Below are 11,290 nucleotides of genomic sequence, written 5' to 3' on the forward strand. Positions count from 1 at the left end.
CCATGGCGCCCATGTTGAAGTCGTTGACCGCGACGATCATGAAGATGCCCAGGGAGCACTCCTGGCCGTAGGCCTCTTCGTCCCAGCGCATGGATTTCTTCAGGCTGGTCATGGCGTGGGCGCACTTGTCGATATTTTCCGGCTCGACATAGATGCGCAGCGCCACATCGCGACCGCTCTGGGTGGTGAAGCTGTCTTCGACGCACCACAGGTCGCCCGCCACCAGAGCGAACAGGTAGGCCGGCTTCTTGAACGGGTCTTCCCAGGTCGCCCAATGCCGTCCGTCTTCCTGGGGGCCGTTGCCGACCGGATTGCCGTTGGAGAGCAGGATCGGGTACTGCTGCTGGTCGGCGATCAACGTGGTGGTGAAGCGGCTCATCACGTCGGGGCGGTCGAGGTAATAGGTGATCTTGCGAAAGCCTTCGGCTTCGCACTGGGTGCAGAACATGCCGGTGGACTTGTACAGGCCCTCCAGCGCGGTGTTGGTTTCGGGGTGGATGCGCACGCTGGTGTCGACGGTGAAGACATCGCTGCGCGGTTGCAGGGTCAGACTGTCCGCAGCCAGCTGGTACTGATCGGCCGTCAGGTCAGTGTCGTCGAGCTTGACGCCCAGCAGCTCCATCAACTCGCCGTCGAGCACCAGCGGCGGCAGACCGGCCCCGCGTTCCGGGTTGCGGCGCATGACCAATTGCGCATGGACCAGGCTGTGATCGTCGAACAACTCGAAGGTCAGGTGGGTCTCGTCGATCAGATAATCGGGCGCCTGATAGTCTTTCAGGTAGATCATTTTCGGTTGTTCGGTACGCATGCCAAAACCCTTCTACTGATGCACGGCCAGTTGGTAAGCCGTGTATTTGCGAATATTGATGACGCCGGAATCGAATATCAGGTATTGACCCTTGATGCCCAGCAACGTGCCTTCGGCGACGGGGTTCTTGTCCAGGTTGAAGCTGGCGATCTTGCTTGGGTAAGTGTGCACCGGATAGCGGATCTCGATCGGCTCGACATCGTTCAGTGCCTGGATCGCCTGCAGACCGAAGCGGTCCTGGAGCATATGAATACCAGCGGCGCAGCTCTCGAACAATTGTTCGCGGATCGCCACCAGATCCACCGCCGGGGCGTCGCCCTTGAGCAGCGCGCGCCAGTTGGTGCGGTCCGCCACCTGGGAGCGGAACAGGTCTTCGACCAGGCCCGATTGCTGTCGGGTCGCCACGCGCATGATCGGCAACGCCTGGCTCGCGCCCTGGTCGAGCCAGCGGGTGGGCAGCTGGCTGGCCCGGGTGATACCGACCTTGACCCCCGAAGAGTTGGCCAGGTAGACCACATGATCGGTCATGCAGAACTGCTCGCCCCAAGACGGATCGCGGCAGGTGCCGGCGTCGTAGTGGCATTTTTCCGGGGCCATGATGCACACGTCGCACTGCGCCAGCTTGGTCATACATGGGTAGCAGTAGCCCTGGCTGAAACTGGTCTTGGTCTTGCGGCCGCAATTGACGCAGTGGATGGCGCCGAGAAATTCCAGGCGTATCCGCGTGCCGATCAGGGGGTTGGCGGCTATCTGGGTTTCGCCCAGACGCAGCTGGTATTGCACCACCGGCGCTTCGAGGCGCGCGGACATCTTGCTGGCCGAACCGCGGCCAAGCTCTTGCAGGGTGTCTTGCGTGAAGAGATCGCTGGTCAATGGATCGAGTCCGACTTGAACAGGATGTTCTCGATCGGCGCGGACTTCGAGGCGCATTCCTGCGGGCCCATGTAGCCGGTACGCTGGTCTTCGGGCAGGTTCTTGGCTTCCCAGGCGATGATCGCCTGCAGGGTCAGTTCCTTTTGCTCGGCGGTCAGCTTGCGGCCGTCGGACCATTTGCCGATCTCGACCGCCAGCTTCAGGCTTTCGTAGATATCAGGGGTGATGTTTTCGATCATGTGGGCGAATGACGACATGCGGAAGCCTCCAATGGATGCTGGCATTTTAAACGCTGTGCCGGGTGCGTAAAGGGAAATCCCGGCGGCCCTTCACCCAACCGTGCCTGCCGGGGTCAGCCGGGCGGTGAGGAACTCCAGCAGCGCATGCACCTTGGGCAGGCTTTCGCGGCTTTTCAGCCACACCAGGTTCATCGCCAGGCCATCGGTGGCCAGTGGCGCCAAGACCTCAACCAGGGCGCCGCTGTCCAGATGGCGCTGTACCAGCCAGGTCGGCAGTTGGGCGATGCCCTGCCCGGCCAGCACCGCCATGACCTGCCCTTCGCCATCGCCGACCGCCACGTGGGGATGGATGATCCGCCGCTCCATGTCGCCGGCCTGGCGGCCCTTGAAGTACCAGGGATAGACCGAGCCATCGGTCTGCCCATAGCCGACGCAGCGGTGCTGTTCCAATTCTCGCTCGCCCTGGGGCGTGCCGTGTTCGCGCAGGTAGGCGGGCGCGGCGCAGAACACCAGGCGCTGGCGACCGAAGAAGCGCCGCCCGACGTTGCTCGGCCAGGCATCCGAGCCGCCGATGCGCACGACGATGTCGATGCCTTCCTGGGCGGGGTCGACGAAACGGTCCGAGAAGGATATGTGCGGCTGCAGCCGGGGGTGCTGGACGGCGAACTCGAGGATCAGCGGCAGCACGTGCAGCCGACCGTAGGACGCCGGCAGGTCGATGCGCAGCCGACCATGGGGCTCATGCTGCTCGGCGCTCATCGCCAGCTCGACTTCTTCCAGGTCGGCGAGCACGCCGGTGCAGGTGCGGTAGAAAGTCTGCCCCGCTTCGGTCAACGCCAGCCGTCGCGTGGTGCGCTGGAACAGCCGCACGCCGAGCCGGGCTTCCAGGCGCGCCACGCCTTTGCTGACCGCCGAGTTGCTGAGGTTCAGGCGTTCGGCGGCGGCGGTGAAACTGCCCAGGTCCGCGACGCTGACGAAGACATCGATGCCCTTGAGGCGCTCCGAAGAAAACATAGCCGCTCCGATTGGTGAATTCAGTTCAATTCACAAGGTACCAGATGACCGGAATATGCCGGAGATTCTTCAATAGACTATTGCAAAATCCTTCCGGAGTTAAGTTCGATGCCTTCTTCCCCTATCGCCGGAGCCGTGCCCTCGGCTTCGGTCAACACCGCCTCGGGCATACAGATCCTGATCATGGCCGTGGCGGCGTTCATTATCGTGACCACGGAGTTTCTCATCGTTGGTCTGCTACCCAGCCTGGCGCGCGACCTGGACATTTCCATTGCGCTGGCAGGCCAGGTGGTGACCCTGTTCGCCTTTACCGTGATGCTGTTCGGACCCTACCTGACGGCGCGTCTGGCGCACGTCGAGCGCAAGAAGCTGTTTACCCTGATTTTGCTGGTGTTCGCTGCGTCCAACGTGTTGGCGGCAGTGTCCACCAATATCTGGGTGCTGGCCATCGCGCGCTTCATCCCGGCCCTGGCGCTACCAGTGTTCTGGGGCACCGCCAGTGAAACCGCAGGGCAACTGGCTGCGCCGGGGCAATCGGGCAAGGCAGTGGCCAAGGTCTATCTGGGCATTTCCGCAGCCCTGGTGTTCGGTGTGCCGCTGGGCACCGTGGCCGCCGACATGATCGGCTGGCGCGGCAGCTTCTGGGTACTGGCCGGGGTGTCGTTGCTGATCGGCGTGCTGATGCACCTGGTGATGCCGAAGTTGCCAGGCTCGCCGATCGCTGCGGCCGGCGAGAAGCAGACGGCGATCTTGCGTCAGCCGCGCTTTCTGGCCCATGTGCTGCTGTCGGTGTTGACCTTTACCGCCATGTTTACGGCTTACACCTATCTGGCGGATATCCTGGAGCGTCTCGGCGGTGTGCCAGCGGGTCAGGTGGGCTGGTGGCTGATGGGCTTCGGTGCGGTGGGCATGCTGGGTAATCACCTGGGCGGCAGCATGGTGGACAAGCGTCCGCTGGGCGCCATGGTGGTGTTCCTGGTGGTACTGGGTGCGGGCATGACGGCGGCCGTAGCGTTCGCCGAGCAGCGTGCCTGGTTGATCGCTGCGCTGATCGCCTGGGGCATCGCGTACACCGCGCTGTTTCCGATCTGCCAGGTGCGGGTCATGCAGGCCGGTGCCAAGGCTCAGGCCCTGGCGGCTTCGCTGAACATCTCGGCGGCCAATGCGGGTATCGGTCTGGGCGCCATTCTGGGTGGCCTGGGCATCCGTCAGTTCGGCCTGGACTCCCTGGGTTTGCTGGCCACCGGCATGGCGGTCCTGGCGTTGATCGTGGCATTGCTGATGATCAACCGCCCGGCCACCGCGAAGTAATTGCATCCGTGTAGCAGCGGCGCGAGCCGCGTCGGCGGGCAACGCAGGGTGTCTGGATGAACGCGGTGAGACCGGACGCGGCTTGCGCCGCTGCTACAGGGATCGCGGTGTCGGTGGGTACGGCGGTGTATCTGTAGCAGCGGCGCGAGCCGCGTCGGCGGGCAACACAGGGTGTCTGGATGAACGCGGTGAGGCCGGACGCGGCTTGCGCCGCTGCTACAGGGATCGCGGTGTCGGTGGGTACGGCGTTGTATCTGTAGCAGCGGCGCGAGCCGCGTCGGCGGGCAACCCAGGGTGTCTGGATTAACGCGGTGAGGCCGGACGCGGCTTGCGCCGCTGCTACAGGGATCGCGGTGTCGGTGGGTACGGCGGTGTGTCTGTAGCAGCGGCGCGAGCGGCGTCGGCGGTGGATGCAGCAAAGTGAGGGGATGCATGGTCTGAACCCGCAAGGAGTTTTTTGCCATGCCCTCACGCCATACCGACATCGAATTGTTCTATAAGCCGCCCTTCGACTGGCAGCGTCTGCTCAGGTTTTACGGCGGTCGCTCAAGTGCGTTGGTCGAGACAGTCATCGACGGCGTGTATCTACGCACCGTCGAATGGCAGGGCGACGAAGGCCTGCTCAGTGTCCGGCAGGACGCGGGCCGCGACTGCCTGATCGCGCGAGTCGATGGGCCGGCCAGCGTTCACCTGCCTGCCCTGGTGCCGCGTCTGCGGCGAATGTTCGATCTGGATCTGGACCCGCAGCAGCTGCATGCCGCACTCGACGGCGATCCCTGGCTGGGCCGCCTGCTGCTGCAGACGCCGGGCTTGCGCGTGCCAGGCACCTGGTCGACCTTCGAGCTCATCGTGCGCACCATCGTCGGCCAGCAGGTCAGCGTCAAGGCGGCGACAACCATTGCCGGGCGCCTGGCCGAGCGCGCCGGGAGGGCCGTGGCGCATCCCCAGCACGCACAGGTGGCGTGGCAATTTCCGACCCCGGCCGCCTTGGCCGACGTCAATCTCGAGCGGATCGGCATGCCCAGCAAGCGGGTGGCGGCGTTGCAGAACTTTGCGGCGGTGGTGGCCAACGATCAGCTGCAGATCGAAGCCTTTGTCGATGAACACACCCGTGCCGACCTGACACCCCTGCGCAAGGGCCTGCTGGCGCTGCCGGGGATCGGCCCGTGGACGGTCGAATACGTGGCCATGCGGGCCTGGCGCGACCGCGACGCCTGGCCAGGCAGCGACCTGGTGATCATGCAGGAGATCACCCGCGAGCATCCTGAACTGCTGAAGCTGGGGCACCAACGGCTGCGCAGCGAAGACTGGCGGCCGTGGCGCGCCTACGCCGTCATGTACATCTGGAACGAGCTCATGGACCGCACCGACGGCCAGCGCGGTGGCTGAAAACGTGGCGCCACAGACGCCACGTTTTCAGCGAGACCTCAGCGCTGCAGCGGTGGCGTGCGCGGCGGGATCACCCGGCGCTGACCGGTGGCCTCGAAGGCCGCGGCCAGGCGCAACAGCTGCGTGTCGTCATAGGCGCGACCGGCAAAGGTCAGCCCCACCGGCATGCCGATGTCGGCCATCAGGCCCATGGGCACGGTAACGGTCGGCACGCCCAGATGGCGGATCGCCAGATTGCCATTGGCCACCCACACCCCGTTGCTCCAGGCGATGTCCGCTGCTGCCGGATCGACATCAGCCTTGGCCGGAGCCACGTCGGCGACGGTGGGAAACACCACCGCATCCAGCTTCAGGGCCTGCATCCAGTCTTCCAGGTCGATCTTGCGAGTGTGCTCCAACGCGCGCAGGCCGTCGGCCAGGGTGTCGATCTCGTCCCAGGGCGTAATGCCACGCTGCGCCATCTTCACGTATTCGTCCATGCCGGCGGCCAGGTCGCCTTCGCGGTTGGGCAGCGTACCGGGGTCATGGGGGAAGATCAGCGGGCCGTCGACATCCACCAGCCGATTCAGCGCTGGATCACCATTGGCGCGCAGAAAGTCGTCGAAGGCCCAGGCGGTCAGGTCCCACAATTCATGATGCAGGAACGCCGGGTCGACGATGCCGCGGTTGAACACGGTCGGCGCACCCGGTCGATCGCCTTCGCAGTTGGAGACCAGCGGGAAGTCCACTTCGACCACCTCGGCACCTGCCGCTTCGAGAGCACGGCGGGCCTGCTGCCAGAGGTCGATCACCGAAGCACGGGTGTGAATGCGCTGCCCGGTTGGGCCGCCAATGCCCGGCTGCTCGGCCGTGCCGGCCAGCGGGTCGGCATTGATGTACATGCGCGGCACACCGAAACGCTTGCCCGCCAGCGCCGCGGGCGATACGGCCAATTGCACATAGGACGCCGGGCGCACGCTGGCCACCTTGGGTATCGGCACCCAGGGTTGCAGGCGCCACAGGTCGCCACGGGTGTCGGGGTCGTCGGCGACCACCACATCGAGGATTTCCAGCAGATCGGCCATGGTCCGCGCAAAGGGCACGACTACATCCATGGTCGGCGTCAGCGGCCAGTTGCCGCGTACCGAGATGATCCCGCGCGACGGCGTGTAGGCGCACAGGCCGTTGTTGGACGCCGGGCCGCGTCCGCTCGACCAGGTTTCTTCGGCCAGCCCGAACGCGGCGAAGCTGGCTGCGGTCGCCGTGCCCGCACCATTGGACGAGCCGGAAGCAAACGGCGCGGTGAGGAACTCGGCGTTGTACGGACTTTCCGCACGGCCGTAGACGCCGCGCTGCATGCCGCCGTTGGCCATGGGCGGCATGTTGGTCTTGCCCAGGCAGATCGCTCCGGCAGCGCGCAGGCGCTCGACGGTGAACGCGTCGCGCTGGGCGACCAGCCCGGCAAAGGCCGGACTGCCGGAAGCCGCGGTCAGGCCCTTGACCAGGTAGCTGTCCTTGGCCGTGTAGGGAATGCCATCGAGCGGCCCCAGGGTCTGGCCGCTCGCGCGCCGTGCGTCGGCCGCCTCGGCTTCGGCCAGGGCCGAGAGATTGGGCACCACCACGGCGTTCAGCGCGGTGGCCGTGTCGGCGCCGTCATAGGCCGCAATGCGTTCCAGGTAAGCCTGGACCAGTTCGACCGCCGTTGTCTGTCCGCTCTCCAGAGCCGCGCGCAGTTGGGCGATGGAAACCTCGGTGACTTCGATCATGCTGCTCTCCTGCACGATCAGCCCTTGGCGGCCATGGCGGTGACTTCGACACGCATGCCGGGGGCGGCCAGCGCAGTGATACCTACGGCGGCACGCACCGGCCAGGGCTTGGCGAAGAAACGCTGGTAGACCTCGTTGAAGGCCGGGCGGTCAGCCATGTCGGTCAGGTAGATGGTCAGGTGCAGGACGCGATCCAGCGAACTGCCGGCCGCTTCCAGCGCCACTTTCAGCGCCTGCAGCGTGCATTCGCTCTGCTCAGTGATGCTGCCCAGTTCCAGGCTGCCGTCGGCGCGGGTCGGAATCTGAGTGGTCACCAGCAGGCCGCCGAAGCCTGCGACGTCCGAGGAAATCGACTCCGGGTCAGGGTCCGGCACAAAGGTGATGTCTGAATGGGCCATGGGAAGCTCCTGAGGTCAATGATGGGCAATGGCGGGCATGTTACAGCCCAGCCATTGCAAATTGAAACGGCGAGCCCGTCAGCCCACCAGGTGCAGGAAGTGCATGTGCCGCTCGTAGTGATCGAGGATGTCGCCGATCACCTCGTCGCGCGACCAGCCCATGACGTCGTGGTCCTGCCCCCCTTCGCGCAGGTGCACTTCGGCGCGGAAATACTTGCGCTCCTCGCCGGTGGGTCCGCTCATGACGAAGCTTGGGGTGGCATAGGCATGGGGCCGGATTTCATAGATGAAGGCATCGTCGGTCGGGCCGACACTCAGGCGCACACCGCCCTCCTCGCCGTCTTCCACCGTGCAATCATAACCCTGCAGGCGCCATTCCTCGGCGACGCTGAGGCAGGCCGGGCGGGCCACTTCCTCGATGAAGCGCACCACATGGGCACGTCGCGGGAACATGGCCAGGGTGCGCAGACGACGCTGCCAGTTCCCACCAGCGCGTGGCGTGCTCGGGGAAATCGCCAGGGCCTGATGGCGCAGGCCGCGCTTGGTGGCGTCCAGCTTGAGCGCCTTGAGCAGGCCGCGCATGCTCAGCAGCAGCGCCAGGGTAAAGGGTAGCGCACTGGCGATGGTCGCCGTTTGCAACGCCTTGAGGCCGTCGGCCAGCAATAGCGCGATGGCCACCAGGCCCATGCTCGAGGCCCAGAAAATGCGCTGGCGCACCGGGGTATTTTCCGACCCACCGGAGGCGAGCATGTCCACCACCATCGCGCCGGAGTCGGCCGAGGTAACGAAAAACACCACCACCATGATGATCGCCAGGGCGCTGATCACGCCAGAGAACGGAAAGTGCTGGAGAAACGCGAACAGCGCCAGCGACGTGTCCTTGTCCACGGCCATGCCCAGGTCGGTCATGCCCTGCTCGAGAATCATGTGAATGGCGGTGTTACCGAACACGGTCATCCACAGCAGGGTGAAAGCGGTGGGCACCAGCAGCACCCCGGTGACGAATTCGCGGATGGTACGACCGCGCGAGATGCGCGCGATGAACAGCCCCACGAACGGCGACCAGGCCAGCCACCAGCCCCAGTAGAACAGGGTCCAGCCGCCGATCCAGTCGGTGGGCTGGTAGGCGTTGAGGTTGAGGGTGCGGCTGACGATCTCGCTGAGGTAGCCACCGGTGTTCTGCACGAACGTCTGCAGGATCAACACGGTGGGGCCGAGGATCATGACCATCGCCATGAGCAGGACCGCCAGGCCCAGGTTGAGCTCGGACAGCCGGCGGATGCCCTTGTCCAGCCCGGACACCACCGACAGCGTGGCCAACGCGGTGGTGCCGATGATCAGGGCGATCTGGATCGGGATCGATACCGGAATGCCGAACAGCGCGTTGAGGCCGGTGTTGATCTGCGCCACACCGAAGCCCAGCGAAGTGGCCACCCCAAGTACCGTGCCGATGATGGCGAAAATGTCCACGGCATGCCCGATGGGGCCATAGATGCGCTCGCCGATCAGCGGATAGAGGGCCGAACGCAGGGTCAGCGGCAGGCCGTGGCGGAAGCTGAAATAGGCCAGGATCAAGGCGACGATGGCGTAGATGGCCCAGGCGTGCAGGCCCCAATGGAAGAAGGTGATGCGCATCGCCTCACCCGCGGCGGCAACGGTGTCGCCCTCGCCGTAGGGCGGATTGAGGAAGTGCATGACCGGCTCGGCGACGCCGAAGAACATCAGACCGATGCCCATGCCCGCCGAGAACAGCATGGCGAACCAGGTCATGCTGCTGTAGTCGGGCGTGCTGTGGTCCGGGCCCAGATTGATGTCACCGTAGCGGCTGACGCCCAGGAACACCACGGTGCCCAGGATCACCGCCACGGCGAGAATGTAGAACCAGCTGACGTTGGTGAAGATCCAATCCTGCACATGGGCGAACAGGGTTTGCGCCTGTTGGGGCATCAGGCTGGCGAACAGCACCAGCAAGAGCAGCAGGATGGCCGATATCCAGAAGACCGGCGGATTGAGTGTCGAGGCCTCGACGGGGTCTGACTTCACAGTCATTGAAAAGCTCCTGATGGGACGGTGCAGCAGTGGGTGTGTGGCTAGCTGTGACCGCACTGCGCGGCTGGGGTTTACCAACACGCTTCGTCCAGTTCGCCTTTGATGGACCGATTATGTGTCTGGATGTATTTGCTCACATATTCGCGCGGCGAGGCCGGCACGATTGCCGGTGGCGCTCTGTCTATCAGTGACGCTGCAACCTGTTCTTCGATCATCAACCGCTCGACCACCAACCGGAGGATCCATGGCATTCGTCGACACTTATGTGAAAGAGATCATCGCGCTGGAGGTGGCGCTCTTTCATGCGCGGGCTCGTCTGGAAGGCGCGGCGGATGCCGAAGCACTGCACGACCTGCGTATCGCCGTGCGGCGCATCCGCAGCCTGCTGATCCCGGTGCGTGCGGAACCGGCCATGGGCCCGCTGCTGGCGGCGGCCAAGGCCGTGGGACAACTCACGACCCCTACCCGCGACCTGGAAGTGATGGCCCAGGAACTGGAAAAGCGTGGCATGGGCGGTGCCGCCGACAGCCGCCGGGCGCGCCTGGAACTGGAGCACCAACTGATCGCCGAGCATGCCACCCTGCAGGCCTTGTTCACGGCGCTGGACGGATGGCCCGCCGCGTTCCGCGCCAGTGAGCCGGGCCTGGATTCAAAACACTTCGAAAAGAGGGTGGTGAAGACCCTGAACAAGCACGTCGACAAACTGCGCCGCGCGCTCAAGGATGCCAAGTTCGATCGGCACGAACTGCGCATCCTGGTCAAACGCACGCGCTACCTGACCCAGGCCTTCGCCGACCTTTCTCCGCTGTCATCCAAGGCGGAAAAATCGCTCAAGGCCGTGCAGTCGGCGCTGGGCTCGTGGCATGACCACCATCAATGGTGCCTCAAGGCCAAGGTCGAAGCCGATCTGCAACCGCTGGCGCAGGTCTGGGCCGAAGACTCGGCCGCCGAACTCGAGCGGGCCGAGGCCGAGCTCGACACCCTGGCGCGTCTGCTGCCCAAGCGCAGCAAGCGCTGAGGGCAGCCACGCGGTGGCCGGACGGCGCGCGGGTCACGCCGCCTTGATGCGCGCCGTGACCTGCCCCAGTTCCGTCGACAGTTGATGCAGGTGGCCGCTGGCGCTCTGGGTACGGTCGACGTTGGCCTGGTTGGTGGTGGCGATGGCGGTGATTTCGACCAGGTTCTGGGCGATGTCGTCGACCACCGCGTTCTGCTCTTCGGCGGCCGTTGCGATCTGCCGGTTCATGTCCCTGATCGCCTCGATCGACTGGGTGATGCGGGTCAGTGTCTGCCCTGCTTCCACCACCTGCTCGACACCCTGATCGCTGCGTTGCTGGCCATTTTCGATGGCTTGCACCGCGTTCACTGCGCCGGTCTGCACGGTGTCGATGATCTGATGGATTTCCAGGGTCGAGGCCGCGGTACGCTGCGCCAGGGTGCGCACCTCGTCGGCGACCACGGCGA

Annotated in this window: 9 protein-coding genes and 2 pseudogenes (1 of these 11 cut by a window edge); 3 read left to right on the forward strand and 8 right to left on the reverse strand. The window is 65.0% G+C overall.

Annotated features, from left to right (window positions below; translation table 11 throughout):
* The 4 genes and pseudogenes from pepN to B2V21_RS17720 form a co-directional block, all read right to left on the reverse strand.
* Window positions 1-808 (reverse strand): annotated as a pseudogene (pepN, locus tag B2V21_RS17705) (aminopeptidase N); the annotation flags it as partial.
* A 12-nt stretch (window positions 809-820) separates the two neighbouring features.
* Window positions 821-1,651: a DUF2797 domain-containing protein gene (locus B2V21_RS17710; RefSeq protein WP_286917557.1), complete on the reverse strand. Its 831-nt coding sequence runs from the start codon at window positions 1,649-1,651 to the stop codon at window positions 821-823.
* A gap of 26 nt (window positions 1,652-1,677) precedes the next feature.
* A complete protein-coding gene (locus B2V21_RS17715; protein WP_043187898.1) occupies window positions 1,678-1,938 on the reverse strand; it encodes a YeaC family protein in 261 nt (86 codons plus the stop codon).
* A 72-nt stretch (window positions 1,939-2,010) separates the two neighbouring features.
* Window positions 2,011-2,934 carry a LysR family transcriptional regulator gene (locus tag B2V21_RS17720; protein ID WP_286917548.1) on the reverse strand — a complete coding sequence of 308 codons (924 nt, stop codon included), beginning with the start codon at window positions 2,932-2,934 and terminating at the stop codon, window positions 2,011-2,013.
* 108 nt (window positions 2,935-3,042) lie between these two features.
* Here B2V21_RS17720 and B2V21_RS17725 point away from each other — a divergent pair, with 108 nt between their 5' ends.
* Both B2V21_RS17725 and B2V21_RS17730 read left to right on the forward strand, forming a co-directional pair.
* Window positions 3,043-4,245: an MFS transporter gene (locus tag B2V21_RS17725; protein WP_286917549.1), complete on the forward strand. Its 1,203-nt coding sequence runs from the start codon at window positions 3,043-3,045 to the stop codon at window positions 4,243-4,245.
* 462 nt (window positions 4,246-4,707) lie between these two features.
* The gene (locus B2V21_RS17730) at window positions 4,708-5,634 is read left to right on the forward strand and encodes a DNA-3-methyladenine glycosylase family protein (protein ID WP_286917550.1); all 927 of its coding nucleotides are present in this window, start codon (window positions 4,708-4,710) and stop codon (window positions 5,632-5,634) included.
* A 38-nt stretch (window positions 5,635-5,672) separates the two neighbouring features.
* On the opposite strand, the gene B2V21_RS17735 is transcribed toward B2V21_RS17730, so the two are convergent.
* The 3 genes from B2V21_RS17735 to B2V21_RS17745 form a co-directional block, all read right to left on the reverse strand.
* Window positions 5,673-7,379 carry an amidase gene (locus B2V21_RS17735; protein ID WP_286917551.1) on the reverse strand — a complete coding sequence of 569 codons (1,707 nt, stop codon included), beginning with the start codon at window positions 7,377-7,379 and terminating at the stop codon, window positions 5,673-5,675.
* Window positions 7,380-7,396: 17 nt separating this feature from the next.
* Window positions 7,397-7,777: a RidA family protein gene (locus B2V21_RS17740; RefSeq protein ID WP_049859038.1), complete on the reverse strand. Its 381-nt coding sequence runs from the start codon at window positions 7,775-7,777 to the stop codon at window positions 7,397-7,399.
* Window positions 7,778-7,855: 78 nt separating this feature from the next.
* Complete coding sequence (locus tag B2V21_RS17745) at window positions 7,856-9,826, reverse strand: BCCT family transporter (protein WP_286917552.1); 1,971 nt, start codon at window positions 9,824-9,826, stop codon at window positions 7,856-7,858.
* A gap of 244 nt (window positions 9,827-10,070) precedes the next feature.
* Between B2V21_RS17745 and B2V21_RS17750 the strand changes: the two genes are divergently transcribed.
* The gene (locus B2V21_RS17750) at window positions 10,071-10,844 is read left to right on the forward strand and encodes a CHAD domain-containing protein (RefSeq protein WP_286917553.1); all 774 of its coding nucleotides are present in this window, start codon (window positions 10,071-10,073) and stop codon (window positions 10,842-10,844) included.
* A gap of 33 nt (window positions 10,845-10,877) precedes the next feature.
* Here B2V21_RS17750 and B2V21_RS17755 read toward each other — a convergent pair.
* Window positions 10,878-11,290 (reverse strand): annotated as a pseudogene (locus tag B2V21_RS17755) (methyl-accepting chemotaxis protein) (it continues 1,163 nt past the right edge of the window).

It is taken from the genome of Pseudomonas sp. UBA6276 (assembly GCF_002438365.1).
Lineage (GTDB): Bacteria > Pseudomonadota > Gammaproteobacteria > Pseudomonadales > Pseudomonadaceae > Aquipseudomonas > Aquipseudomonas coleopterorum.

Excerpts from the sequence above, each read along its gene's own strand:
- B2V21_RS17750 (WP_286917553.1), top strand. The coding sequence starts at position 10,071 with ATGGCATTCGTCGACACTTATGTGAAAGAGATCATCGCGCTGGAGGTG.
- B2V21_RS17745 (WP_286917552.1), bottom strand. The coding sequence starts at position 9,826 with ATGACTGTGAAGTCAGACCCCGTCGAGGCCTCGACACTCAATCCGCCG.
- B2V21_RS17735 (WP_286917551.1), bottom strand. The coding sequence starts at position 7,379 with ATGATCGAAGTCACCGAGGTTTCCATCGCCCAACTGCGCGCGGCTCTG.
- B2V21_RS17740 (WP_049859038.1), bottom strand. The coding sequence starts at position 7,777 with ATGGCCCATTCAGACATCACCTTTGTGCCGGACCCTGACCCGGAGTCG.
- B2V21_RS17730 (WP_286917550.1), top strand. The coding sequence starts at position 4,708 with ATGCCCTCACGCCATACCGACATCGAATTGTTCTATAAGCCGCCCTTC.
- B2V21_RS17720 (WP_286917548.1), bottom strand. The coding sequence starts at position 2,934 with ATGTTTTCTTCGGAGCGCCTCAAGGGCATCGATGTCTTCGTCAGCGTC.
- B2V21_RS17715 (WP_043187898.1), bottom strand. The coding sequence starts at position 1,938 with ATGTCGTCATTCGCCCACATGATCGAAAACATCACCCCTGATATCTAC.
- B2V21_RS17725 (WP_286917549.1), top strand. The coding sequence starts at position 3,043 with ATGCCTTCTTCCCCTATCGCCGGAGCCGTGCCCTCGGCTTCGGTCAAC.